Genomic DNA, 23,395 nt, shown 5'->3' with positions numbered 1-23,395 from the left:
TCATGTTCGAGGTAACTCTGCCTTTCACTCGTGAAGAGTATGCACAACGCCTCTGGAAGGTGCGTGCGGAAATGGCCAATCAGGGCGTTGATGTGCTGATCATCAGCGATCCATCCAATATGGCTTGGTTGACCGGTTATGATGGATGGTCGTTCTATGTGCATCAGTGTGTGCTGCTCGGCCTGGAAGGCGAACCGGTATGGTATGGTCGGCGCCAGGATAGTAATGGCGCGTTGCGCACCTGTTGGATGGATGCCGACAACATTACCTATTACCCGGATTACTACGTACAGAATCCGGATATGCATCCCATGGAATACCTCGCCCAGACCATCATGCCAGACCGCGGCTGGCACCTGGGAGTCGTGGGCATGGAGATGGATAACTACTACTTCTCTGCCAAGGCATATCTGAGCCTTTTGAAAGAACTGCCGCATGCCCGTTTCCAGGATGCCAACTCGTTGGTCAACTGGTGCCGGGCGATCAAATCACCGCAAGAGATCAGCTACATGCGTACTGCAGCTCGTATCGTCGAGTGCATGCATGAGCGGATTCTCGAAATGGTCGAGCCGGGGCTGGCCAAGAGCAAGCTGGTTTCCGAGATCTATCGGGTCGGGATCGAGGGGTGGACGGCGCCGGACGGAACCATTTATGGCGGCGACTATCCGGCCATTGTTCCCCTGTTGCCGACCGGCAGCGACGCGGCGGCACCCCATCTGACCTGGGACGACACCCCCTTTCGTGAAGGCGAGGGCACCTTCTTCGAGATTGCCGGTTGTTACAAGCGATACCACGCGCCGTTGTCACGGACCGTATTCCTGGGCAAGCCACCGCGAGATTTCGTGCGCGGGGAATCGGCATTGCTCGAAGGGATCGACAACGGGCTCGCCGTAGCCAAGCCGGGTAACCGCTGTGCCGATATCGCCATGGCACTCGGGTCCGCCATGGACAAGTACGGCTTTGACCGGGGCGGTGCCCGTTGCGGTTATCCCATTGGTATCAGCTATCCACCGGATTGGGGCGAAAGGACCATGAGCCTGCGCCCCTCGGATGAAACCATTCTCGAGCCTGGCATGACCTTTCATTTCATGCCGGGGATGTGGATGGATGATTGGGGCCTGGAGATAACCGAAAGCATTCTGATCACTGACACCGGCGCCGAGACGCTGGCCGATTTTCCGCGCCAGTTGTTCGTGAAGTGAGCCACGTACCCAGACAAGGAATTCTCGTATGAGCAAGCGACCCAGCCCGATCTCCGCGACCGTCGATTTCGATGCCGAGGGCATTCAGCACGGCTTTCTCAAGTTGCCTATCTCGACCAATGAGTCGGCCTGGGGAGCGGTGATGATCCCCGTGACGGTAGTGAAAAACGGGAGCGGGCCGACTGCCCTGTTGACAGGCGGGAATCATGGCGATGAGTACGAAGGCATCACGGCGCTATTGAAGCTTGCCAATACCCTGACGCCAGAGCGAGTGCATGGGCGGGTCATCATCGTGCCGATGATGAATACCCCTGCCGCGATGGCGGGAACGCGGACGTCGCCAATGGATGACGGTAACCTCAACCGCAGCTTTCCCGGCGACCCCGACGGTGGTGTGACCGAGCAGATCGCCGATTACTTCACGCGCGTCATGGTGCCGATGAGCGATATCGTCGTGGATCTTCATTCCGGCGGCCGCACGCTGGATATCCTACCCTTTGGTGCTGCGCACGTGTTACCCGACAAGGATCAGCAACGTCAGGCGCTTGAGGGGGCCAAGGCGTTCGGTGCGCCTTATGCCATGAAAATGTTCGAACTCGATGCGGCGCGGTTATTCGATACGGCGGTCGAGTCGCAAGGCAAGATTTTCATCGCCACCGAACTCGGCGGTGGTGGATCCACGACGCCGGAACGCATGGCCATAACCGAGCGTGGTATCAGCAACTGCTTGATTCACTATGGTCTGCTTGACGGCGAGATCGAATTGCCCGATGAGTCGCAGGTCTATGTCGATATGCCGGATGCCAGTTGCTACGTGCAGAGTGAGCACACCGGTTTGTTGGAACTGACGCTGGGCTTGGGTGACAGGGTGCGGCAAGGCGATACGATCGCTCGGGTCTATGACATGACCCGTACCGGGGCTTCCCCTGTCATCTATCGTGCCGAACGGGATGGCTTGCTGGTTGCCCGGCGTTTCCCATCACTGGTCAATATGGGAGATACTATTGCCGTGATCGCCGAAGTGGTGGAGTCGCTGGATGGAGATCAATGAAGCTCGATCGTTATGACATCAAGATTCTCGACATTCTGGCCAAGGATGGCCGGATCACCAAATCGAAGCTCGCCGAAGCCATCAATCTTTCGGTCAGCCCGTGTTGGGAGCGTGTCAGGCGTCTCGAAAAAGCCGGTATCATCGAAGGATACAGTGCCAGAATCAACCCGGCCATGGTGGTCAAGCGGACACCGGTCTGGGTGCAGATCGAATTGAAGCAACACAACGCCGACAGTTTTCGGCGATTTGAAGGCGTGGTCAACGAAACGCCTGAAGTGACGGAATGCGTGGCTGTGGGAGGCGGTGTCGATTATCTGATCAAGGTCGAAGCCGACTCGATCGATGCCTATCAACGTTTGATTGACGCCTGGCTGGTATCCGATATCGGCATTGAACGCTATTTCACCTATATCGTGACCAAGACGGTCAAACACGAAAGCCCGCCAATTCAACTAGATACTTGATAGCATTACCGACGGTAAGGTTGGTAGCCCTTCACGTTCGTCAAGTCTCCACCGTTGATACCCCCACCCAGAAGATTGGCATAAGCTGGAGGGGAAATCCTGTATTTCCTGCCAGCTCTCTACGTCCAGGAAATTCACGGCTCGCCAATGCAGAAACTTTTGCCTTCCCCGCGGGTAAGACAAAAAAAACCGTAACGTCACCCGCTGGCTAACAAAAACACTTGCGTTCACTTCCCCGTTATCCTGTGTCTATCCAGCGGTGCGATACCGCTCGGACCGTTTTTTCGTCCCTCGCGATCGTCGAGCGGACGGCTCAGGGGAGGTGACTTATGAAACTCAGCGATCCGCGTCTATTCCGGCAGCATGCCTACGTCGACGGTAAGTGGACTCATGGCAATGGCGGCCGCGAGGAAGCCGTGATCAATCCCGCCACCGGCGAGGCATTGGGCCACATCCCTTGGCTGGAAGCCGAGCAATTGCATGGCGCCGTCGATGCCGCTGATGAGGCATTCGTGCAGTGGCGTGCGTTGCGTGCCGATGAGCGCTGCGAACGTCTGCTGGCCTGGTACGATTTGTTGCAGGCCAATCGCGAGGATCTGGCCACGATCATGACCTTGGAACAAGGCAAACCGCTGCCCGATTCGCGCGGTGAAGTGGAGTACGGCGCCAGTTTCGTGCGCTGGTTCGCTGAAGAAGGCAAGCGCACTTATGGCGATACCATTCCCAGTCATATTCCCAATGCCGCATTGGGTACCTTGAAAGAGCCCGTGGGTATCGCCGCTCTGATCACACCATGGAACTTCCCCCTGGCGATGATTACCCGCAAGGCTGCCGCCGCCATGGCGGCCGGCTGTCCGGTCATCGTCAAGCCTGCCGGGGAAACGCCATTTTCGGCACTGGCGCTAGCCGAACTGGCCGAGCGTGCCGGAATTCCCGCCGGTGTCTTCAATGTCGTGTTGGGCGAGCCGGCGGAAGTGTCCCGGTTGCTATGTGATGAAGAGCGAGTCAAGGCGCTATCCTTTACCGGTTCCACCCGGGTGGGTCGCCTGCTATTGGAACAGAGCGCCCATACGGTCAAGCGTGTGTCGCTGGAACTGGGCGGCAATGCGCCTTTCATCGTCGGGCCCGATATGGACCCCAAGGAAGCGGCCTATGCCGCCGTGGCGGCCAAGTTCCAGACGGCAGGACAGGATTGCCTGGCAGCCAATCGCATTCTGGTTCATGAGTCGATTCATGACGATTTCGTCGAGCACTTCGTCGAGCGCATGTCGGCACTGACCGTGGGCAACGGCATGGATAGCGAAGTGGATCTGGGGCCGCTCATTCATGGTCAGGCCGTGGAAAAAGCGGCGTCGATCGTCGACGACGCCATTTCCCGGGGGGCGACCCTGGTGGCTGGTGATCAGACGCAGGCGCCGGGCCCCAACTACTTCATGCCGGTACTACTGACCGGGGTGACTCGCAACATGAAGGTGTGGAACGAAGAGAATTTCGCGCCGGTGGCGGGGGTGACGGCCTACTCGGATGACGACCAGGTCATTGCCATGGCCAACGATACCGAGTACGGCCTGGCAGCTTACGTCTACACCCATGATATCCGCCGCATCTGGAAGATGCTGCGTGCGTTGGAGTACGGCATGGTCTCGATCAACTCCGTCAAGATGACCGGTCCACCCGTGCCGTTCGGTGGCGTCAAGCAGTCCGGCCTGGGACGTGAAGGGGGCGTGACCGGCATCGAGGAGTATCTGGAGACGAAGTATTACTGCTTGGGCGGCCTGGGCTCTGTATCCGGGAGCTAGCTGCGTTGCGGCCATACGGCGTTGGACCTTGATGCGAAAATGCGCATTTGCAACGCGTAAACTCTGCTTTGCTTATCAAGGTCCGCCGTGTCTGGTCAGAGCTCGCTTGCTTGCCGAAGAAGGGGCTACCGCCGAAATACAACGGGCGTACAGCATTCAGGAAAACCACCCCGGCACGAGAGTCGGGGGCATTCAGGAGAACGACATGAGTTTGCACAAGGACTTGATCGATCGCGACCGTAAGGTCACTTTTCATGCGTCCACCCATCTCAAGGACTATGCCCACGGCGAGGCGGCGGGGCGTGTGATTACCGGCGGCAAGGGGATCAATATCGTCGACAAGGACGGGCGCGAATTCATCGACGCCTTCGCCGGGCTGTATTGCGTCAACATCGGTTATGGTCGTACCGAGGTGGCAGAAGCGATCTATCAGCAGGCCCTGGAGCTTTCCTACTATCATACTTATGTCGGTCACGCCAACGAGCCACAGATCGCGTTGTCAGAGAAAATTCTCGAGCTCGCCGGGCCAGGCATGTCCAAGGTCTACTACGGGATGTCCGGCAGCGATGCCAACGAGACGCAACTCAAGCTCGTGCGCTATTACAACAACGTCCTGGGTCGTCCGCAGAAGAAGAAGGTCATTTCGCGGATGCGGGGATATCACGGATCCGGTATCGCTTCGGGGTCCCTGACAGGGCTGCGAGCGTTCCATGACCAGTTCGATCTGCCGATCGAGACCATCCGTCACACCGAGGCACCCTATTACTATCACCGCGGCCCTGAACAGGAAGGCATGAGTGAGCGTGAATTTTCCCGGTATTGTGCCGAGCAGCTCGAAGCGATGATCCTGGCCGAGGGACCGGAAACGGTGGCCGCATTTATCGGCGAGCCGGTCTTGGGCACCGGGGGTATCGTGCCACCGCCTGAAGGCTATTGGGCAGCGATTCAAGAGGTGCTGGCCAAATACGACGTGCTGTTGATCGCCGACGAAGTCGTCTGTGGGTTCGGGCGGATCGGGGCCGATTTCGGTAGCCACCATTATGGTATCAAACCGGATTTGATCACCGTCGCCAAAGGCTTGACCAGCGCCTATCAACCGCTGTCCGCCGTGATTGTCGGCGAGCGTGTCTGGGACGTGCTGGAAAAGGGAACCTGTGAGCATGGACCCATCGGTCACGGCTGGACCTATTCCGGGCATGCGTTGGGCTGTGCCGCCGGCCTGGCCAATCTGGCGATCATCGAGCAGGAAGGACTGACCCGCAACGCGGCGGAAACGGGGGCGTACCTGCAACAGCAACTGCGCACCGCTTTTGCCGACCATCCCATCGTGGGCGAAGTACGCGGTGTGGGGATGCTGGCGGCGCTCGAGTTCGTGCCCGATCCAGCCCGGCGCGAGCCCTTCGATCCCAAGATCAAGGTGGGGCCGAGGATCGCTGCTGCAGCACTCGACGAAAACCTGATTGCCCGCGCCATGCCTCAGGGTGATATCCTCGGTTTTGCACCGCCTCTGATCGCCACTCGTGATGAGGTCGATGACATCGTGGCACGCACATGCCGGGCCGTGGATCGAGTCACCAATGAGCTGACCCGGGCGGGTACCCTGACGGCGTGATGCCGAACCGGGCGGCAACTGTCACTAGGACGGGGGCCGCCCAATCGAGTTGGCACATCGTGGAAGGAGGACATGTCCCGCAATGTCTCAACCGGTGCATGGTGTTTCCCTGGCCTCGATTTACGAGGCCCGCAGACGGATCGCCGGGCAGATAGTGCGCTCGCCGCTGATCCGGTCGCAGATATTGTCCGACCGCTTCGCTGCCGACATTTTCCTCAAGCTGGAAACCTGCCAGCCCACCGGCGCTTTCAAATTGCGTGGGGCGACCAACATGATTGCTGCCCTGATCGAGCGAGATGGTCGCGATACCCTGGCCAGGGGGGTAACGACAGCATCGACCGGGAATCATGGTCGGGCCGTGGCCTACGCGGCGTCGCGCCTTGGCGTGCCGGCCACTATCTGTCTGTCCTCCTTGGTTCCCGCCAACAAGGTGGCTGCGATCGAGGCGCTGGGAGCCACGGTACGTCGTGTCGGCTATAGTCAGGACGATGCGTTCAAGGAAGTCGACCGTTTGGTGACCGAGGAGGGCATGACGCTCATCCCGCCCTTCGACGATCCCTGGATAGCGGCAGGCCAGGGCACCATCGGGCTCGAACTCCTGGAAGACCAGCCCGATCTTGATCACGTCATCGTCGGGCTGTCCGGTGGTGGTCTGCTTGGCGGTATCGGTGCGGCAGTCAAGTCGGTGCGTCCCGAGATCAACCTCGTTGGTGTGAGTTTGTCGCAAGGGGCGGCGATGTGGGAGAGTTTGTGTGCCGGGTGCCCTGTCGAGGTCGCGGAGGTCGAGAGCCTGGGCGATTCGTTGGGAGGCGGTATCGGACTCGACAACCGTTGTACGTTTGCCCTGGTTCGTGAGGTGATGGACACACATTATCAGGTCTCGGAAGTGGCCATTGCCAATGCCATGGTGGATATCCTCGAGACCGAAAAGATGCTTGTCGAGGGTGCTGCTGCCGTCGGGTTGGCGGCTATCGAGGAACATGACTTGGCGATTCAGGGTCGTAAAATAGCATTGGTTCTCTCGGGCAATGGCATCGGATTGGAGACATTCGACCGGGCGCGCCGGTTAGCGGGACGCTGAACGTTTATCCTTCTTTGCTTTTCCGTGATCCCTCTGGAGGTTGTCATGCAACTCTATCAACGCGATGCGATCGAGTTCGTCGTGACATTGGACGAGTCAGCACTGACTACCGTGGAGCAGGCATTCGCTTCTCTGGGCCGTGGCGAGGCGGTACAACCGCCGATACTGTCCATGGCCATGGACGAGTTCAACAGTGAAGTCGATGTCAAGACCGCCCATATTCGTGGTTGGAAGCGCTTCGCCATCAAGGTCAGTACCGGTGCATTCGACAATCCCCAGCGTGGTCTGCCGAGTCTCAATGGGTTGATGATGGCGTTTTCGGCCGAAACCGGACTGGTCGATGCCGTCCTCTTCGATAAGGGGTATCTGACCACGGTTCGTACCGCGCTAGCGGGAGCCATCGCCTCGAAATATCTGGCTCGTGTGGATAGCAAGCGAGTGACTGTATTGGGAGCCGGCGAGCAGGCGGACTGGCAAGTGCGCGCCTTGCGGCTGGTGCGCGATATCGAGCATGTGGATGTCTGGGCACGACGTACCGAGGCCGCTGAAGCCTACGCAGAGGCAATGCGCCGTCAAGGGCTGGAAGTCCAGGTCCATGACTCCATCCGGAATGCGTGCGCCCGGGCGGACATCATCGTGACCACGACACCCTCACGGGAGCCGCTCCTGAAGGCGACGGATCTGCCTGAAGGCGTGCACGTTACCGCCATGGGATCCGACAGCCCCGACAAGCGGGAACTCGATGAAGAAGTCATGATTCGTGCCGATGCCTTCGTTTGTGATACCCGTGCTCAGAGCGAAAATAATGGCGAACTCAAGGCATTTGCCGAACGGCAACCGCCTTTCAAGGTGTTCGAGTTGGGGCAGGTCATCGATGCGGGCTTGAACCTTCGACTGTCGCCGTCGACCATTACGGTCTGTGATCTGACAGGTACCGGTGTGCAGGATACCGCTATTGCGAATTATGCCCTGTCACTCCTGGTCACAGAGTGAGAGTCCGGTGCCTCTGACGATTTGAGACGCGACACTGCCTGAACCAAGCTATCCTTGAAGCGTCAATGGAAGGATGGAGGCAGCAATGGCAAAGGTACTGGCCTTCGATGTCTACGGCACCCTGATCGATACGCATGGCGTGGTGACGGAACTGGAGTCGGTTCTGCACGACAAGGCGATGGCATTCTCGCAACACTGGCGCGACAAGCAATTGGAGTATGCCTTCCGGCGTGGGCTGATGGGGGACTACGTCGATTTCGCCCAGTGCACGCGGGAGGCCCTCGAGTTCACCGACCGTGCCCTGGGTGCCGACCTCAGTGAGGTTCACAAGGAACACTTGATGTCGGCATATGGCAGATTGCCGGCCTTTGCCGATGTGGCCGATGCATTCGACCAGTTGCATCGTGGCAAGACGACCTGTGTGGCGTTTTCCAACGGGACTCGTCAGGCAGTCAACAGCCTCCTGGAGCAGGCCGGTATTCTCTCCTATGTCGATGAGATCGTCAGCGTTGACGAAATCAAGCGATTCAAGCCGGACCCTGCCGTCTATGCCTATCTCAGGACCCGGCTGGAGTCAGCCGCTCACGATACCTGGCTGATTTCCAGCAATCCTTTCGACGTCATTGGCGCCAAGCACGCCGGGCTGCGAGCGGCCTGGGTTCGTCGTAGCGCGGAAGCGCCGTTCGATACCTGGGGAGGCGAACCGGACCTGACCGTCTCCGACCTGGTCGAACTGGCTGAACGCTTACGGTAGATATGCCGCGTTAGCGTGATAGCACTATAAGGGGAGGCTCGCGGCGGGAAGACCTCTGCGAGACGAGCCCCTATCGGTATCGAAAGCCAAGTTACTCGAGAAGCTCACCTACGGTTCGGATGCCCTGTCGAGCCAACTGAAATCCGTGGGACCGGTACCGGCTGGCACAATCACCACCGTACTGTCATTACTGATGCCCAACCCACCGATCAATTGTTCCAGTTGGTCGACATCGGGCATCAATCCTGCCACATCGTTGCGGCTTTCACGCCAGCCATCATCCGTATAATTGCTGTAGCGGCTGCCGGGGATACGGGCGGCGATGAAACTCTCACGATCGCCTCCCTCGTCGATGCTGGAGCGCACGTCGAGTACTGCCAGGTCATCATCATGGAGTCGCTCGTCTAGCCACTCGGCATCGACCAATGGCGGCACATGACCAGCGATGGCCTGGGATGAAATGCATAGAGAGACTGCAACGAGAATCAGACGATATGTCATGGGCGTTCTCTCCTATCAGGAAAGGAAACCGGCAGCCGGGTGATGGCGTGTCGGAATGAATTTTTACCTTGTCATGGTTATTAGTGGTATTGCTGTGTCATTCCTTACAACGCGTGCCAAGGGCCAAGTCTGTATATAGCGTGGCTGCGCTGACACGTTCCTTGTAAGGGGCGGTGACCGTGAGCGACAGAACGACGAACGTCATTCGTGAGCGAGGAAGCCGAGATGACAGATGTCATCAGACATGACGCGAGATTACCCACTCGAGGCGCCATGATCATCGAAGCGGTGATGATGCTCATGGCCATTGTTCCGGTGATGATTTCACTTTACTTGAGCTTCATTACCAATGATGGCCAGTGGTTTCAGCGCTCGGGTGCCCTGATGGTGCTGTTTTCCATCGGTGTCGAATATCATCGCAAGCAGGAACTCCACCCCGCGAAGAGACGTGATGGCGCTTTGACAGTAGCATCGAGTCGTTTGGCTGGGACGGTACAGCGGTGTTGGCGAGCCATTCCTTTCGTCTGTTATCTCGCTGTCGTGATCGGAACACTCATCTGGAGCTATGGCGATTTGCTGTTTGTTTGAGTGAGAGTGCCTGATATTTCAGCAGTGGATGAGTGCGCCTCATTTCCGCCAGAACATCGGTGTCAGCAAGACTAGCACTGTCAGTATTTCCAGTCGGCCCATGAGCATGCCTATACATAACAGCCATTTAGCGGTAGCCGGGAGCGGTTCGAAATTACCCGAGGGGCCGATGGTATCCCCTAAACCAGGACCGACATTGGCAACGGCTGTGGCTGCACCGGTCAATGCAGTGGTGAACTCAAGCCCTAAGGCGGAAAGGCTCAAGGCCAAGCCGGCAATCGTGAGAAAGAAGAAGAACGAGAAAGCGACGACACCACGCGAGATATCGTCGGTGAGATGAACTCCATTATAGTTAGTCGAAAACACGCCGTTGGAATGTACTAGAAAGCGTAGTTGATTCCATAGCATGAGAGCAGCGATCTGGAAGCGAAATATCTTCATGCCGCCACTGGTTGAGCCGCTGCACCCGCCAACGAAGGTGAGATAGAAAAAGGCCACGACCGCCAGGGCACCCCACTGGCTATAATCGTCCGAGGCGTAGCCTGTCGTTGTGACGATTGATATGACATTGAAGGTCGTGTGGGTCAGTGCCTCGAATGATGGTGTTCCCTGAATGATGCGATAGAGCGTCAACAACAGAATCACGATCGCCAGTAATGCGAGCAACCCCTGAACCTGCTGGTCACGCCACAATGATGACCGGGAGCCCCTCAAGGTGCGTATATACAGCACGAAAGGCAGTGCACCACATAACATGAAGAAAGAGGCTATCCAAAAGATGTGTGGCTGATTTGCATAGGCACTGAAAGAGGCATCGGAATTGGCGAACCCGCCAGTTGCCATTGAGGTCATGGCATGGACAGTGGCGTCGAGGATTGACATGCCTCCCAACCAGTACGACAGGGCCGCAGCAAATGTGAAAGCGACATAGATAGATAAGGTTGCTTTGGCAATGCCGCCGGTGCGGGGCATAACCTTATCCGACCAGTCTGAGGATTCGGTATGGAACAAGCGCATGCCGCCGACTTTGAGAAACGGCAGTATAGCGATTGCCATCACGATAATGCCGATACCACCGAGCCACTGCATGATCCCGCGCCATAGCTTTAGTCCATCCGATAGATCCTCGATACCGACTAGAATCGTTGAGCCCGTGGTAGTGATCGCCGAGACCGATTCGAAAACGGCATTCGTGAAGGAGAGCTGTGGCGCTCCCAGGACCAGTGGCAGACTTGCAAACCCGCTGATAGAAACCCAACTGGCGGTCGTCAGCACGAACATCTGACGCGGCTTCAACTCGATGGGAATGCGCCATGTCATGGACCAGACCAGCGCAACGGCAGTCAACACTACTGCAATAGACATCGCGAAGGCCCGGGAATCGGAGTCACTCTCAATAAATAACACCAACCAGGGAGCGAGCATGAAACAGGCCAGGACGAGCCATAATACGGCCAATACTTTGAAGACTGGTGCCCAGGCCAGGGTTCGTCGTTGAAGATGAGAAGAGAGGGAGAACACCGTGACTCGCTTCAATCGTGAGTGTTGTGGAAAGGCACTATAAACTCAACTATCAGTGACTGCCAGGGCTCTGACCTGCATTCCCTGGCCAGCCATTGGGAGCAATCCCTAGAGGCCAGGGCTTGGAGCAATGCTATTGCAGGGGCTGGTGTGGGATCTCTCGAAATACCATGACGTATCCTTTTGTTCAGCGTCTTACAAACATCTCTTTTTCCTCTCAAGTTTGCACTTGTATATCACGAAATGCTTTTTATCTCTCGCGTGTAAGGTTCACGGTTCAGGCGCGACAAAAAGATAACGACAACAATGCCGAACCGATGGGAGATGCCACTGATGACGGAACATTCGGAGTGCCCACGTCGCTATTGGCTGAGGGGTAAGCGTAGCGATGAGCAGGATCTTTTCTTTCGTGAAGCGTTGGCTGCGAAGGGTTGGGTTCCGGGTAGCCCCGAGCAATGGGAGGCGGGGTGGTATACCGGCATGCCTGATCCGGCACAGTTTCGCAAGGTGTCCCCCCACCGTAAGCTCAACCATATCCCGGGAAACAACGCCCTGACGGTCAAGAGTCGTCTGCACGAGACGCTCGTGGCAATGAGAGACCGGATGATTCAGGCGTACGGTGCGTCCCATGAACACGTAGCGAGGACTGCTTTCTTTCCGTCTGCCTACGTAATGCCGGAAGACTACCACGCGCTCCAGGAACGGGCGCGACGGTATCCCGAGGCACGATGGATTCTCAAGCCCACCAATGCGTCCAAAGGCAAGGGCGTCCGTGTCCTGCAAGATGTCTCTGCCGTCCCGATGCAGCAGAACTGGATGGTGCAGGAATATCTTTCGACGCCTCATACCATCCGTGGGCACAAGTACGTGCTGAGACTCTATGTATTGATCGCCTCCATCGACCCTCTGCGTGTCTATCTCTATCGACAAGGGTTCGCCAAACTGCCAAGACGCTGGAGCTATCCATTCCGAATAACTTCGGTGTGCATCCTTCGACGTTGCGTCATTGGCAACGTCAGGCGCGGGCGGAGGAAGTCAGCCATGCCTCATCATGACGCATGGCTGAATCGATATCACTTTACCAGGCATGACCCGAGAAAGCGTCATCCACTTCCGGATGATTGACGTGGTTGGAATAGTTGGAGAGTGTCTTGACGGCAAGGGCCAATATGAGTTGCAGGATGTGCTGCTCTTCATAGCCGGCCTTGAGAAACGTAGCGACATCCGTCTGGCCAGGTATGCCACGAGTATCGAACATGACGCGCGTGAAGTGGCTCAGTGCCGCCAGCTTTTCATCGGGAATCGATCGATCATTGCGCAGCGCGTCCAGTACGTCCTCCGGTACCTGCGATACCTTTTCGGCCAGCATGCTATGAGCGGACATGCAGTAGCGGCAACCGTTCAGGCGACTGAGAGTCAGAAACACGACTTCCTGTTCCGCTGGAGTAAAACCTGAATTTTCTCGGAACCATTCGTAACCATGCATGTAAGTACTCAGGACACCTGGGGCTTTGGCCATCCCTTCATACATGTTCGGAACGAAACCAAGGTTGCCCTTGGCAGCTTCCAGAAGCGGTTTAGCCTTGTCATCGGCATTGTCGAGCGTTTGTGGTGCCATTTGCATACGATAGTCGGCTGACATGGTGTGTCTCCTTTTGTATGGGCGGTGATTTTTGGATACTTCGTTCCAGAATTGATAAAAAAAGCTTATCGAAAGACACTAGTGAAAAGTAGAGTAACGCTGGCATGCGCTTCTTCAGCGGTTGCGCCGTTTTTCAACAAGGTTCTGAGTCCTGCCATTCCCATGGTCAAATACAGCGCCAGCGATCTGGCATTATGCTCTGGGTCGATATCCCCTTCCTGCTGTGCTTGCTCCACGGCGTGCTGGAACAGGTCAGTAATGGCCGTAACGCTTTGACGGGCATGGCGTGATGGCAAATTATTCTGGTGACCCAGTTCATTCGCGGAATTGAAGATCAGACATCCCCAGGCCGCTCGTTCACTGCCGGCATCGGCGGCAGTATCGTGGAACAGGGTCTCCAGGAATCGGCGTGCCGACATCGCATCGTCCAACCGCTTTTCCAGGTTTCGAAGCAATGTCGTGCGATAACGACTCAGCGCTTCGATGAACAGAGCTTCCTTGCTGCCAAACGTTTGGTAAAGGCTGCTGCGCGAGAGCTGCATAGCCGTGAGAAGCGCCTGGGTCGAGGCGCTCTGATAGCCTTGTGCCCAAAAAGCATGCATGGCAGCACTGAGTGCCTGCTCCGGATTGAAATTCATGGGGCGTCCGCGTGTCATGGTTTTAATTTAGTACTGATCGTTCCAGTAATCAAGCGCGGTTATTGCAGGCGATGGGGTGTTATCTGGTATCAGTCATGAAATGGGCAAGGCGTTCACCGTTTCATCGTATTATGCTGTGGAGGCGATTCGGCCAGACTGTAGGTCGAATGGCGTCATTGACTTCGGGTATAGGAGATCCGGAATGCGAACACTCGGATGGGCACCTCTGACAGTAGCCATCATGATGTCTTGCTCCCTGACCGTATCGGCACATGAAGCCGGCAATGGTATCGAGCATCGACATGTCGACGTCTCGGTCGATGTTGCTGAAGATCGGCTGCGTGACGCGCTCGATGCGCGTGACATTAACCTGGTGGCGTTGGTGGACCATGCGTCGGCAGCGGCTGACGCCGATCTGTCATTGCCGGAAACCCGGACTGCCATCTTCGGCAATCCGAAGGCCGGAACGCCCTTGATGCAGTGCCAGGGGCGTACCGCGTTGGATCTGCCCATGAAAATGGTGATCCGCGAAACGGATGAAGGCGTCATGCTGGAATGGAATTCCATGGATTACCTCGCCGATCGTCATGGGTTGGCAGAGTGCGATGGTTTGCCTCTGGAAAATCTCGATGAAGCGTTGCAGGCCATTGCCGCTGACGTGACAGAGGCGAACGACTGAAGCATGTTCCGGTGATGTCGGGGATTCAGTAAGGTGGCATCAATCGCAGGACTCGTCCCCCTGCCGCCTCGGCATCCGCCTCGTCGTGAGTGACCATCAATGTCGGCAGGTTCTCCTGATGAATGCGTGAAAAGACCAGACTGCGCATGTCTTCACGCAGTGCCGTATCCAGTTTGGAAAAAGGTTCGTCAAGCAGCATGGCGTTTGGTCGTGAGAGGAGTACACGCATCAAAGCGACCCGGGAGCGTTGACCGCCGGAGAGAGTGGCGGGGTCTCGGTCGGCGTAACCGGACAGGCCGATTTCCGCTAGTGCCGTTTCGATAGCGTGATAACGGTCTCGTCGTGAATGGTCGCGACGAAGGCCGAAGCCCAGATTGCCGCCGACGCTCAGGTGGGGAAACAGTAACGGGTCCTGGAAGAGGAGCCCCAGTCGCCGTTGCTCGGCAGGTAATCGAGCCAGATTTCGGCCCCGCAGCCATACGTTCCCTCTGGCCGAGAAGGCGGGATCGAGGAAGCCGGCAATAAAGGCAAGCAGCGTCGACTTGCCGACCCCTGAGGGGCCCATGACGGTCAAGACTTCACCTGGCTCGATGCGGGTATCGATGGCTACAAGAGGGGTTCCCTGAAGGCGAATATCGATGGCCTCCAGGTGAAGGGCGTTGTCGGCATCGTTATTGGACATCGAATACCTCATGAGGGCTGAAGATCGCGACGATTGCGCAGCAAGAGTCTCGGTAATCCGATTGCCAGGCCGAACCCGATTGCCGGTAATGTCAATTGCAATAACGCATATACGGCGGTCAATCGACGGTCTCCACCACCGGCTAGACTGACAGCTTCGGTCGTCAGGGTGGTGACACGACCGGCACCCAGCAACAGGGTAGGCAGGAATTGGCCGACACTGACTGCAAACCCCACGGCGGTCGCCACCAGCAGCGGAACGGTCAATAGCGGCAGTCGAATCCGCCAGAAGACCTCGAGTGGCGATGCTTGCAAGCTGACGGCGACTTGAGCCCAGCGCGGATCCAGATGACGGTAGCTCTCCGATAACGAGAGAAAGACATACGGCAACACGAACAACATGTGGCCCAGGGTCACCGCGAACCAACCGGGCGCGAGTCGCCACTGGGCCTGTAGCTGTACCAGTCCGAAGAGAAAGGCGACAGGTGGTACCAGCAGTGGGAGGTAAAGTATCAGTTGTGAGCGCGGGCGCATGCGACGTCGATACTGGATTTCAGATTCCAGGCACCCCACCACGACAGTCAAGGATAAGAGCGTGGCCGTGACGGCGATCAGACTGGTTTGGCCCAGAAGGCTCAAGGCGTTGTCGGTTGCCGAGCGCCAGTTGTCGGCTGTCAAGGGCCATGGCCAGGCCTGGGGGAATGGCCAGTAACCTGCCAGCGACCACAGGATGAGCCCCAGAAGGCTGGCGCCCAGTAAGGTGAGCATGAACCAGATAAGTCCGCTGGCGAGGCAGGCGAGGCAGGTATCGGCGTGCCGGCGCTGTCCATTGGTCAGCCAGCCAGATGACAGTTTGATGACCAAGCGCTCCCCCAACCACCAGATCAGCAATGCCGTTAGCGTAACGCCCAGTTGCGTCAGTGCTGCTGCCGATGCCATGAAGCGGCGTGACAGGTCCGGGTCGTTGAGCCATCGCACGACGCTTACCGCCAATGTCGTCGGATTGGACGGACCCAGGATCATGGCGACATCGACGGTGGCACTGGCAAACACGATCACGGCATAAACCGGCAGGCGAATCAACGGGTACAGATTGGGAAGCACCCCCTTGAGGAAAGCTGTCAGGGAGGAGTAACCAAGAGTTCGGGCAACGTGTAGATGCTCTCTTGCCTGACATTGAGGCAACGCCGCGAGACTCATCAGCAGCAGGAACGGCAGTTCCTTGGCCATGAGTCCTAGAATCAGGCTGGCGCCATAAGGATCGCCGGGAAATAGATAGTCGGGGGGATGATCCCAGCCCGTCAACCAGGGGGATAAAAGCCGACTCGCCAGACCGGAAGGAGTCAACAGGAAGCCGATACCGATAGCGGCAGCAGCATGGGGGACAGCCAGCAAAGGGGAGAGAAGTCGCTGGATGAGCCGGAATATTCTGCTTTCCAGCAGTGCACCCAGCAACAGAACGACCTGCAATAGTGCTCCCAGCGAACTTGTCAGCGCCGTGAACAGACTCAACCCGACCATGTCGAGTAGACCTGGTTGACGAAATAGCGTCCGCCACGGCGCCAGGCCGAGGGCATGGCCGTCGAGAGCCGGAAGCCAGCCAAAGGCAGGCCCGATGATACCGGCGAGCCCACCGGCCACCGGAACGATCAACAGCGCCATGGCCAGCCAGGGGGCAATACGAACCGACTGGAAGAATAGGCGGTTGCGAAGAGAATGAGTCATGACATCGCGTCTTGGGGATCAACGATTGCCATAGCGTGTCAGCCATTCCTCTTCAAGGCGTTCGGTCCAGCTGGGATGAGGCTCGGCCAGCGTCTCGGCAGTGTCTTCGGGAGACAGCGCTGCCGGCACCTCTTGGCTATCCGCAAATGCCTCGCGAGCCTCGCTGTCCAGCTTGGATACGTCCAGTACGGTGGGGTCGCCCCATACATCGATGTCCTGCTTATGAGCCTGCGCCTCCGGTGACAGCAGGAAATTGGCTGTCACCATGGCGCCGGCCTTATGACTGGCGTTGAATGGAATGGCGACGAAATGCACATTGCCCAGCGTTCCCCCCTCGAGTTGATAGCTTCTCGTGCTGGGAGGCAACTGGTTATCCGCCACGGCAGCTGCGGGTGACGAGGGGTTGAAAGTAAAGGTCAATGTCAATTCGCCATCTCCCATCAAGCGCTGCATGGCACTGCCGCTTTCGGGAAACCGCCGCCCTTCGCGCCATAGGTAAGGATGCAGTGCATCGAGATAGTTCCACAGCGGGGCAGTAACGGTTTCAAAGTCGGCATCCTCGACAGGCCCATAGAGCGCTTCCTTGTCCTCTGCCAGAGAAATCAATGCCTGTTTGAGGAAGGTGGTTCCCAGAAAATTGGGCACTTGCGGATAACTGAACCGTCCGGGATTCTCCTGGACCCATTCCAGCAGTTCATCAATATCTCGGGGTGGTGTCTCGACCCGCTCGCTATCGTAATAGAAGGTGAGTTGTGCACGCCCCCACGGGACTTCGAGCCCTTCCGTGGGAACCGTGAAATCGGTGCGCATTTCCGGGTGCTCGTCGGGACGTGTCAACGGGAAATGAGGCAGCCGCTCGGCGAATGGGCCGAATAGCAAGTCACTGGCCTTCATGGAAGCGAAGTTCTCGCCATTGATCCAGATGAGATCCACGGCTCCCTCGTCGTCGTTGCCCGCGGATTTCTCCGCCAGCACGCGCGAGACGACGCTACTGGCATCGTCCACCTTGACATGCACCAACTCGATGTCGTGTTGGTTCGCCAGCCGATCCGCGACCCATTCGATATAGGCATTGGTGTTCGCGTCTCCTCCCCAGGCATGCCAGTAAACCGTTTGTCCCGCGGCCTGCTCTTCAACGGCGTGCCAGTCGGCCGGATCGGGAGCGGCAATCGCCTGGGTGGTAATTAGTGACGAGGCAAGCAGAATCCATGCCGAGATTCGCATCGTATTATCGCTCCTTGTGAGCCAGTTGGTTCCTCTCGATCCTATAAAGGGGTCAAGCCGGGCAATCCGGTGGCTCCGGCGAGTCGGAGAAACCGAGATTCGTGAACCAGGCGGTGCCGTCGACATGGGCGTTGTCACCATCACTCATCAAGGCAACGCCGTCGACGTGATCGGGACGTGAATCGAAAAGCCGTTGATAGTCTTCACGCACATCCCGGACCTCGGCCATCCACTGGTCGCTGGGATCATCCTTGCCTCTGGCGGCAATCAGCTGTGCACGCGATGTAAAGGCGTTGGGCCATTGCGTGCCTTGCGGCTGGTTGGAAGACCAGACATAGTTGACGGATTCCACCTGCCAGGGCAGTAATCCTGTCTTGCGTGCGACATAGACCCTGGCCGGATAGTCATCGCCTTGCTTCGTCGTTTCATCCAGCCCTTCGTATTGCGTGTCGATACGCCAACACCAGTGAAGATAAGGCGTTGCCTCAAGGTCAATCCCACGCTCCAGATATTTTGCCGACGCTTGCTGTTCAGAACGCGCACGCACCACTTGTTCGCCGTTCCATTCGACCAGTTCGTACTCGGTTTCTCCCTCGAACGACTTTGTCGACCAGTCGTCGATAATGGCCTGATTGGTAAAGGCAATGGAGTCCGCTTGCGTTATCAGGCTCCAGAGCAGAACAGGGGCTATGGTGCTGAGGCGTACTGTCGTGGCTAGCACTGTTTTCTCCTTGAAATGGACCTATCGAGTTGGTCGAGTCAGTGCAGCAAACCTTACGTTGTCTTCCTCGAGCGCTTCATCGAATGGTTGCCACGTCGCGTATTGCTTTTGAGTCTTCAAGGCATCCAGGATCTTGTACTTGAGGATCCCGAAGACCCAGGTTTCGTAGCCCGATCGCGCGGAGAAGGTGTCATTCTTGTCGATGGCGGTGGCAATCGCTTCCTGTACGGCATCCTCGGCCATCGCGGCATCGCGCAGTTGGAGTCGAGCAAATGACACCAGACGTGGACGAACGGCCGCCAATCGTCGCATACGTTCATCGTATTCGGTCATAGTCTACGTTGCCTTCCGTCATGGCCTTGTGGGGTGTGGACCACTATTGATGTCGTGGAGCATAACGCACGATTTCCTATCTCGGTATAACGCTGTTAACTTGCCAATTAACGGGGAACGATTTCACTACCGCCCGCTCTTAACGTTCAAGCGCCATCCTCGGGGGACAGGTCATGAAGGCGATGTCATGGGTAAAGCGCTTCCGGGTCATCGGCATGCTCAGCATGATGTGTCTGTTGCTCGGCATGATGTCTCTTTGGCATGCCAGTGCCCAGGACGACCAACGCCATGCGTTGCTCATGACCATCGATGGTGCCATTGGGCCGGCAACCTACGATTATTTCCAGCGTGGCCTGGAGAAGGCGACGGAGAACGAGGCCGAGGTAGTGATCGTGCAGCTTGACACCCCCGGGGGACTGGATGCCTCCATGCGGGCCATGATCGGCGACATGCTGGCCTCGCCAGTGCCGGTCGTCATGTATGTCTCGCCCAGTGGAGCGCGAGCGGCGAGTGCAGGTACTTACCTCATGTATGGAAGTCATGTGGCCGCCATGGCGCCAGCGACCCACCTGGGGTCGGCGACGCCCGTCCAGATCGGTGGGGGCGGACTCCCGGGGATGGATGACCAGAATGAGGAGAGCCGTGAGGAAAAGGACGAGAATACGGAGTCCTCATCGGCTTCCGATGGTGAATCAGCGGAGGAAAACGGCGCCGACGCAGAAGACGGCGAATCACAGGAAGCACCACGGCGTGGCGACAGTGCGATGGAACGCAAGGTGCTGGAAGATGCCGTTTCCTATATTCGTAGTCTGGCCGAACGTCATGGTCGCAATGCCGATTGGGCCGAAGAGGCAGTGCGCGAGGCGGTCAATCTCACGGCGAATGAAGCGCTGGAATATGACGTGATCGATGTATTGGCGGGCGATGTTCAGACACTACTGTCTGACATCGATGGCCGCACTGTGGTCATGGATGAGGGCGAGCGTGAGTTGGAGACTGGTGAACTGCCGATCGTGCGATTCGATCCGGACTGGCGAACCGAGCTGTTGTCGCTGATCACCAATCCCAACGTTGCGTACTTCCTGATGATCATCGGGTTCTACGGCATTATTTTCGAGCTGGCCAATCCGGGGGCTCTGGTACCCGGCACCATTGGCATCATCTGCTTGTTGCTGGCGCTATTCGCGTTTCAGGTGCTACCTATCAATTATGCCGGCCTCGCGTTGATCCTGGCGGGGCTGGTGATGATCGTCGGCGAGGCCCTGATGCCGAGCTTCGGGGTTCTCGGTATCGGGGGCATAGCCGCTTTCGTAATCGGTTCGGTGATACTCATGGATGCAGACAACCTCTCGATTTCGCTCCCCATGATCGCGGGCGTAGCCTTGTTGGCGGCAGGGCTCATGCTGTGGACGCTGACCCGTTTCATGGGGCTGCGAAAACGGCGACCCCGCACCGGGCAGGAAGAGTTGATCGGCTCTCCTGCGGTGGTGATCGAGGATTTTCATGACAACAAGGGCAAAGTGCGGTTGCATGGCGAGATCTGGACCGCACGTGCCGACACGGCCCTTCGACGTGGCGATGATGTCGTCGTCACAGCTCTCGATGGTCTGACAGTGACGGTCGTGCCGTCAGGTGATCAACACCCGGCACAACATTCAGCATGAGTTTCGCAACCTCATAGTCCAGCCAAGGAGATCTTCCATGATGTTTTCCTATCTCGTACCGGTGGTGCTACTGGTCATGCTGTTGGCGGCATCGATCCGTATCCTGCCGGAATACAAGCGCGGTGTGGTGTTCTTTCTCGGACGTTTTCAGAAAGTGAAGGGTCCAGGGTTGGTGATCGTCATTCCGTTCATACAGAAGATGCAGGTGGTCGACCTGCGTGTGATTACCATGGATGTGCCCGAGCAGGATGTCATTTCCCAGGATAACGTCACTGTGAAAGTCAATGCGGTGCTCTATTTCCGAGTCGTCGATCCGGAAAAGGCCATTATCCAGGTCGAGCATTTCATCAATGCGACGAGCCAGTTGGCACAGACGACCCTGCGTTCGGTGCTGGGTAAACACGATCTCGATGAAATGCTTTCCGAACGTGACAAGCTGAACGACGATATCCAGGAGATCATCGATTCTTCCGCAGAATCCTGGGGCATCAAGGTCGCCAATGTGGAGATCAAGCATGTCGACCTCGATGAAAGCATGATCCGCGCCATTGCCCGGCAAGCGGAAGCGGAGCGCGAGCGTCGTGCCAAGGTGATTCATGCCGAGGGTGAGTTGCAGGCCTCCAAGAAGCTCGTCGCGGCCGCCAACGTGATGTCCGAAAACTCGGCAGCCTTGCAGTTGCGCTACTTGCAGACCATGAGTGACATGAGCAACAAGAATGCGTCTACCATCGTGGTGCCACTGCCTCTGGATCTACTGGAAGCCTTCAAGCACATGGGGGCTTCCGTCGGCGGCTCCACGACCGAAGGAAACGGGAACTCGGATCAGTAAGCGGCACCATACACGCGTATCGCCGTAGCCAAATCGTCGGTGCAGGGCGGTACGATTGCTGATAGAATTGCGCGCTCCCTGCGCGATTCTTTACGACGAAAGTCGCAACCTGGAGCCTCCTCGGCTTCGGGTTCCACCCCGCCGTGGGCAGGTTGTTGCCACTCCACGACGGGATGTATGCATGATCGAATCCTTCAAACACAGTTGGTTATCCAATCTCAAGGGCGATTCGCTCGCCGGTATCGTTGTCGCGCTGGCATTGATTCCCGAAGCCATCGCCTTCTCCATCATTGCCGGCGTCGACCCCAAGGTGGGGCTGTATGCCTCCTTCTGTATCGCTGTTGTCATCGCCTTTGCTGGCGGACGCTCCGGCATGATTTCAGGTGCCACTGGCGCCATGGCATTGCTCATGGTGACTCTGGTGCGGGATCATGGCCTGGAATATCTGCTTGCCGCGACACTATTGACCGGTGTCCTGCAGATCATGGCCGGTTACCTGCGCCTGGCGGACCTGATGCGCTTCGTTTCGCGCTCGGTAGTGACCGGTTTCGTCAACGCATTGGCGATTCTCATCTTCATGGCCCAGTTGCCCGAGCTGACCGGAGTGACCTGGCACGTCTATGCCATGACTGTTGCCGGACTGGCCATCATCTATCTGTTTCCTTATGTACCGGTGGTCGGCAAGAACATTCCCTCGCCGCTGGTCTGTATCGTGATATTGACCCTGGTGTACATGGTGTCGGGTATGGATATCCGCACGGTTGGCGATATGGGCGAACTGCCCGACTCGCTGCCGATCCTGCTCTGGCCGGATGTGCCACTCACCCTTGAGACGCTGATGATCATCTTCCCGACATCGGTCATGCTGACGGTCGTCGGGCTGCTGGAATCGATGATGACAGCCACCATCGTCGATGATCTGACCGACACATCCAGCAACAAGAATCGTGAGTGCAAAGGCCAAGGCATTGCCAATATCGGCTCCGGTCTCATTGGGGGGATGGCCGGCTGTGCGATGATCGGGCAGTCGGTGATCAACATCAAATCCGGTGGGCGTCGTCGTCTATCATCCTTGGTGGCAGGCATCGTACTGCTGCTGATGGTCGTCTTCCTGTCGGACTGGGTGTCGCAGATCCCCATGGCGGCTCTGGTGGCGGTGATGATCATGGTGTCCATAGGAACGTTCAGTTGGTCATCCCTGCGCGATCTGAAGAAACACCCGATGAGCACCAATATCGTCATGCTGGCAACGGTGGTCGTGGTGGTGGTCACTCATAATCTGGCGATCGGCGTGTTCGTCGGTGTGCTGCTGGCCGCGATGTTCTTTGCCAACAAGGTCGGTAATATTCTCTATATCGGCTCGGAAGAGGTCGATCCTGGTTACCATCGGACGTATCGCGTGGTGGGGCAGGTCTTTTTCGCTTCATCCGAGCGCTTCTCGGCTGCCTTCGACTTCAAGGAGACGGTGGAAAAAGTCACCATCGATCTGTCTCGGGCCCATTTCTGGGATATCACTGCGGTCCAGGCGCTGGACCGTGTAGTGATCAAGTTCCGTCGCGAAGGCACCGAAGTGGAACTGGTCGGTTTGAACGAAGCCAGTGCCACCATCGTCGATCGCTATGCCGTGCATGATGACCCCGCAGCCGTCGAGAAGCTGATGGGCGGACATTGATTCGGTGGCCTATCTGCCGGT

General features: G+C 57.4%; 23 protein-coding genes. 14 read left to right on the top strand and 9 right to left on the bottom strand.

Annotated features, from left to right (window positions below; all coding sequences use genetic code 11):
• Positions 1–2: 2 nt before the first annotated feature.
• The 8 genes from doeA to BLW01_RS02560 all read left to right on the top strand — a co-directional run bounded on the left by doeA (position 3) and on the right by BLW01_RS02560 (position 8,956).
• Positions 3–1,202: an ectoine hydrolase DoeA gene (gene doeA / locus BLW01_RS02595; protein ID WP_092567922.1), complete on the top strand. Its 1,200-nt coding sequence runs from the start codon at positions 3–5 to the stop codon at positions 1,200–1,202.
• A 28-nt stretch (positions 1,203–1,230) separates the two neighbouring features.
• Positions 1,231–2,253 carry a N(2)-acetyl-L-2,4-diaminobutanoate deacetylase DoeB gene (gene doeB, locus BLW01_RS02590; protein ID WP_092567921.1) on the top strand — a complete coding sequence of 341 codons (1,023 nt, stop codon included), beginning with the start codon at positions 1,231–1,233 and terminating at the stop codon, positions 2,251–2,253.
• Positions 2,250–2,717: an Lrp/AsnC family transcriptional regulator gene (locus BLW01_RS02585; RefSeq protein ID WP_092567920.1), complete on the top strand. Its 468-nt coding sequence runs from the start codon at positions 2,250–2,252 to the stop codon at positions 2,715–2,717. The genes doeB and BLW01_RS02585 overlap by 4 nt, the downstream gene beginning before the upstream one ends.
• A gap of 329 nt (positions 2,718–3,046) precedes the next feature.
• Positions 3,047–4,516 (top strand): NAD-dependent succinate-semialdehyde dehydrogenase, encoded by a 1,470-nt coding sequence (locus tag BLW01_RS02580; protein ID WP_092567919.1) that lies wholly within the window; start codon positions 3,047–3,049, stop codon positions 4,514–4,516.
• 205 nt (positions 4,517–4,721) lie between these two features.
• Positions 4,722–6,128, top strand: coding sequence for an aminotransferase (locus BLW01_RS02575; RefSeq protein ID WP_092567918.1), 1,407 nt, complete (start codon positions 4,722–4,724; stop codon positions 6,126–6,128).
• A gap of 82 nt (positions 6,129–6,210) precedes the next feature.
• Positions 6,211–7,209: a hydroxyectoine utilization dehydratase EutB gene (eutB, locus tag BLW01_RS02570; RefSeq protein ID WP_092567917.1), complete on the top strand. Its 999-nt coding sequence runs from the start codon at positions 6,211–6,213 to the stop codon at positions 7,207–7,209.
• Between the two features lie 45 nt (positions 7,210–7,254).
• Positions 7,255–8,202, top strand: a complete 948-nt coding sequence (locus BLW01_RS02565) for a cyclodeaminase (RefSeq protein WP_092567916.1) — start codon at positions 7,255–7,257, stop codon at positions 8,200–8,202.
• An 85-nt stretch (positions 8,203–8,287) separates the two neighbouring features.
• Positions 8,288–8,956 carry a haloacid dehalogenase type II gene (locus BLW01_RS02560; protein ID WP_092567915.1) on the top strand — a complete coding sequence of 223 codons (669 nt, stop codon included), beginning with the start codon at positions 8,288–8,290 and terminating at the stop codon, positions 8,954–8,956.
• A 108-nt stretch (positions 8,957–9,064) separates the two neighbouring features.
• Here BLW01_RS02560 and BLW01_RS02555 read toward each other — a convergent pair whose 3' ends face one another.
• Positions 9,065–9,457: a rhodanese-like domain-containing protein gene (locus BLW01_RS02555; protein WP_092567914.1), complete on the bottom strand. Its 393-nt coding sequence runs from the start codon at positions 9,455–9,457 to the stop codon at positions 9,065–9,067.
• A 273-nt stretch (positions 9,458–9,730) separates the two neighbouring features.
• Here BLW01_RS02555 and BLW01_RS02550 point away from each other — a divergent pair, with 273 nt between their 5' ends.
• Positions 9,731–10,045, top strand: a complete 315-nt coding sequence (locus BLW01_RS02550; RefSeq protein WP_092567913.1) for a hypothetical protein — start codon at positions 9,731–9,733, stop codon at positions 10,043–10,045.
• Positions 10,046–10,084: 39 nt separating this feature from the next.
• Here BLW01_RS02550 and BLW01_RS02545 read toward each other — a convergent pair whose 3' ends face one another.
• On the bottom strand, positions 10,085–11,530 hold the full coding sequence (locus tag BLW01_RS02545; protein WP_229806362.1) for a TrkH family potassium uptake protein: 1,446 nt from the start codon (positions 11,528–11,530) through the stop codon (positions 10,085–10,087).
• A 369-nt stretch (positions 11,531–11,899) separates the two neighbouring features.
• On the opposite strand from BLW01_RS02545, the gene BLW01_RS02540 reads away from it, so the two are divergent.
• Positions 11,900–12,691: an ATP-grasp domain-containing protein gene (locus tag BLW01_RS02540; RefSeq protein WP_175529744.1), complete on the top strand. Its 792-nt coding sequence runs from the start codon at positions 11,900–11,902 to the stop codon at positions 12,689–12,691.
• Here the strand turns inward: BLW01_RS02540 and BLW01_RS02535 are convergent.
• Both BLW01_RS02535 and BLW01_RS02530 read right to left on the bottom strand, forming a co-directional pair.
• Positions 12,645–13,208 (bottom strand): carboxymuconolactone decarboxylase family protein, encoded by a 564-nt coding sequence (locus BLW01_RS02535; RefSeq protein WP_092567911.1) that lies wholly within the window; start codon positions 13,206–13,208, stop codon positions 12,645–12,647. The genes BLW01_RS02540 and BLW01_RS02535 overlap by 47 nt on opposite strands.
• 65 nt (positions 13,209–13,273) lie before the next feature.
• Entirely contained in the window at positions 13,274–13,846 is a 573-nt protein-coding gene (locus BLW01_RS02530; RefSeq protein ID WP_175529743.1) for a TetR/AcrR family transcriptional regulator, read from the bottom strand.
• Between the two features lie 202 nt (positions 13,847–14,048).
• Between BLW01_RS02530 and BLW01_RS02525 the strand changes: the two genes are divergently transcribed.
• Entirely contained in the window at positions 14,049–14,525 is a 477-nt protein-coding gene (locus tag BLW01_RS02525) for a DUF302 domain-containing protein (protein ID WP_229806330.1), read from the top strand.
• Positions 14,526–14,550: 25 nt separating this feature from the next.
• Here BLW01_RS02525 and BLW01_RS02520 read toward each other — a convergent pair whose 3' ends face one another.
• From BLW01_RS02520 to BLW01_RS02500, 5 genes are read right to left on the bottom strand one after another with little or no spacing between them, the layout of a single operon-like run.
• On the bottom strand, positions 14,551–15,207 hold the full coding sequence (locus BLW01_RS02520; protein WP_092567909.1) for an ATP-binding cassette domain-containing protein: 657 nt from the start codon (positions 15,205–15,207) through the stop codon (positions 14,551–14,553).
• A gap of 8 nt (positions 15,208–15,215) precedes the next feature.
• Complete coding sequence (locus tag BLW01_RS02515; protein ID WP_092567908.1) at positions 15,216–16,931, bottom strand: ABC transporter permease; 1,716 nt, start codon at positions 16,929–16,931, stop codon at positions 15,216–15,218.
• 18 nt (positions 16,932–16,949) lie between these two features.
• Positions 16,950–18,155 (bottom strand): ABC transporter substrate-binding protein, encoded by a 1,206-nt coding sequence (locus BLW01_RS02510; protein WP_092567907.1) that lies wholly within the window; start codon positions 18,153–18,155, stop codon positions 16,950–16,952.
• A gap of 52 nt (positions 18,156–18,207) precedes the next feature.
• Positions 18,208–18,876 (bottom strand): DUF3047 domain-containing protein, encoded by a 669-nt coding sequence (locus BLW01_RS02505; protein ID WP_092567906.1) that lies wholly within the window; start codon positions 18,874–18,876, stop codon positions 18,208–18,210.
• Positions 18,877–18,897: 21 nt separating this feature from the next.
• Positions 18,898–19,209 (bottom strand): sigma factor, encoded by a 312-nt coding sequence (locus BLW01_RS02500; RefSeq protein WP_092567905.1) that lies wholly within the window; start codon positions 19,207–19,209, stop codon positions 18,898–18,900.
• Between the two features lie 173 nt (positions 19,210–19,382).
• On the opposite strand from BLW01_RS02500, the gene BLW01_RS02495 reads away from it, so the two are divergent.
• From BLW01_RS02495 to BLW01_RS02485, 3 genes are all read left to right on the top strand, one after another.
• Positions 19,383–20,873, top strand: a complete 1,491-nt coding sequence (locus BLW01_RS02495; RefSeq protein ID WP_092567904.1) for an NfeD family protein — start codon at positions 19,383–19,385, stop codon at positions 20,871–20,873.
• 37 nt (positions 20,874–20,910) lie between these two features.
• The gene (locus tag BLW01_RS02490) at positions 20,911–21,702 is read left to right on the top strand and encodes a slipin family protein (RefSeq protein WP_092567903.1); all 792 of its coding nucleotides are present in this window, start codon (positions 20,911–20,913) and stop codon (positions 21,700–21,702) included.
• 181 nt (positions 21,703–21,883) lie between these two features.
• A complete protein-coding gene (locus tag BLW01_RS02485) occupies positions 21,884–23,374 on the top strand; it encodes a SulP family inorganic anion transporter (RefSeq protein WP_092567902.1) in 1,491 nt (496 codons plus the stop codon).
• The last annotated feature ends 21 nt before the right edge of the window (positions 23,375–23,395 follow it).

It is taken from the genome of Aidingimonas halophila, assembly GCF_900106955.1.
Classification (GTDB): domain Bacteria; phylum Pseudomonadota; class Gammaproteobacteria; order Pseudomonadales; family Halomonadaceae; genus Aidingimonas; species Aidingimonas halophila.
The sequence above is the reverse complement of the archived record's forward strand: the minus strand, read 5'-3'. Positions and strand labels throughout refer to the sequence as shown.